2 protein-coding genes are annotated in these 2,353 nt (G+C 51.6%); both read left to right on the top strand.

Annotated features, from left to right (window positions below; genetic code table 11):
* Positions 1-1,521, top strand: a 1,521-nt coding sequence (locus BLX24_RS30000; protein WP_310590815.1) for a SusD/RagB family nutrient-binding outer membrane lipoprotein, incomplete at its 5' end; no start/stop codon positions are given.
* A gap of 147 nt (positions 1,522-1,668) precedes the next feature.
* The coding region (locus BLX24_RS29995) for an alkaline phosphatase family protein (RefSeq protein ID WP_310590814.1) at positions 1,669-2,353 on the top strand (685 nt) is incomplete at its 3' end.

The raw sequence follows: 2,353 nt of genomic DNA, 5'->3' as shown, positions 1-2,353 counted from the left end.
AAACGCTACATACTCCTCGGTCTGGGCATGCTGACGCTGGGCAGCTGTTCTACGTTTGACGAGATCAACTCAAATCCGGACGCAGCCGTGAAAGCGACCGCTCCCATGCTGGCGACAAACCTGATCCTGAATATTACCGACAACACGATCAGCTCAGGGAAGTCATTCCTGTCGCCGCACTTCCTCGACAAATCGGTGATTTACACTGAGTTTGCCGAAGACCTGCAATACAATTACCTGGGCCGGACCAGTTTTGACGGGATTCCTGTGCTGACCAATATTGAGAAGATGATCCTCTTCTCGCCGCCGGATGCCTACAAGAACGCCTACACGGCATTAGGTAAGTTCATTAAATCATGGAAATATTTTGACCTGACGATGCGCGTCGGCGATGTGCCTTACTCCGATGCACTGAAAGGTGAATCAAACGTGGTGGCTCCGAAATACGATACGCAGAAGCAGGTGATTGCCGGTATCCTGAACGATCTGGACGAGGCAGATAAACTGTTTGCGGCCGGTACGAAATTTGACGGTGACCCGATCTACGGCGGTGACGTAACAAAGTGGCGGAAAATGGTGAACACGTTTGAGCTGTATGTCTTGCTCAATCTGTACAAAAAAACGGGCGAAACTGACCTGAAAGTCGTTGACCGTTTCAAGGAAATTGTCGCCAGCCGTCCGATTTTCCAGAGCAATGCCGATAACTTTCAGCTGGTGTATTCCGACAAGGCCGGTCAGCGGTATCCGTTCTACAAACTGGGCAACCCATCGGTGATTTATCCGATGATGTCGGAAGTGGTCGTCGGAAAACTGAAAACCCTGGAAGACCGCCGGTTATTCTACTACGCCAATCCGTCGCCGGTAGCGGTGGCCGCCGGAAAAGCCATCAACGACTGGACGGCCTACAAAGGCACTGACCCGTCGATGATCTATTCGTCGATCACGACCATCTTCGGTACCAAGGATTATTCGCCGCTGAACAGCCGCTATACCGAACTGCCCAACTCGGAACCGGTATGGCTCATGAGCTATTCGCAACTGAAATTTATGCTGGCCGAGGCAACCGTACGTGGCTGGATCACAGGCACAACGGCTTCGACATACTATGCCGACGGGATTAAAGCCGCTATGCAGTTCACGGCGGCCAATACGCCGGACAACGCTCTGTATCACCACAACATGAAAATCACCGACGACTACATCAATACCTATATTGCGTCGGATAAAGTGAAGCTGACGGGTACAACGGAGCAGCAGATCGAGCAGATTCTGACACAGAACTACCTTGGGGCGTTCCTGCAGGCACCGTATATGATGTTCTTCGAAAACCGCCGGACGGGTTATCCTGCATTCCCGGTTAATCCTGCTTCGAACAGCAACGTACCCGCCAATAAAATGCCGGTCCGCTGGTTGTATCCGCAGAAGGAGCTCGATTACAACAGTACAAACGTAAAAGAAGCCATCAGCGCCCAATTTGGTGGTAACGACGATGTTAACCAGCAAATCTGGATACTGAAATAAAGATTGGTTGCCGATAGTACCAATGACTTTTGACAATCGTATCTTTAATAATCCGGTTTCCCCGCCCGCCCCTTCGGGCAAGCGGGCGGGGATATACCAGACGAGTACAACATAGATTTTGACGAAAAAACCATTGGTTTCGCAGTAATGGATTCAAGAAGAGATTTTCTCAAAAAAGCAGCCCTCCTTTCGACGAGTTTTTCCGAATCGATGCCGGCTTCCATTCAGAAAGCATTTGCCATCGATCCTACTCCCGGTACCACCTTTATGGATGCCGAGCATGTAGTTATTCTGATGCAGGAAAACCGCTCGTTCGACCACGCTTACGGCACCCTGCAAGGCGTCCGTGGTTTCAACGATCCCAGAGCAATTGACCTGCCGGATAAGCGGAAGGTCTGGTTTCAGACCAACAAAGCCGGTCAGACGTTTTCACCCTTCCGCCTCAACATGAAGGATACGAAAGCGACATGGATGAGTGCGCTTCCCCACTCGTGGGAAAACCAGGTAGATGCCCGGAACGGCGGAAAATACAATGGATGGCTGGATGCAAAACGGTCTGGTAACAAAACCTACTCCGACATGCCGCTGACCATGGGCTATTACAACCGCGATGATATTCCGTTTTACTACGCCCTCGCCGATGCCTTTACCATTTGCGACCAGAATTTCTGCTCGTCCTTAACCGGAACTACTCCCAACCGGCTGTTTCTCTGGACCGGCACCGTCCGCGATCCGCGCGATCCGAAGGCCATGGCCAACGTCCGTAACGAAAACGTTACCTATGAACGGGAAGCCAGCTGGACAACCTTCCCCGAGCGCCTGGAAGACAACG

It is taken from the genome of Arsenicibacter rosenii, from assembly GCF_001870735.1.
In the GTDB taxonomy this organism is placed as follows: domain Bacteria; phylum Bacteroidota; class Bacteroidia; order Cytophagales; family Spirosomataceae; genus Arsenicibacter; species Arsenicibacter rosenii.
Note: the sequence above shows the minus strand (reverse complement) of the source record. Positions and strands in the feature narration are given on the sequence as shown.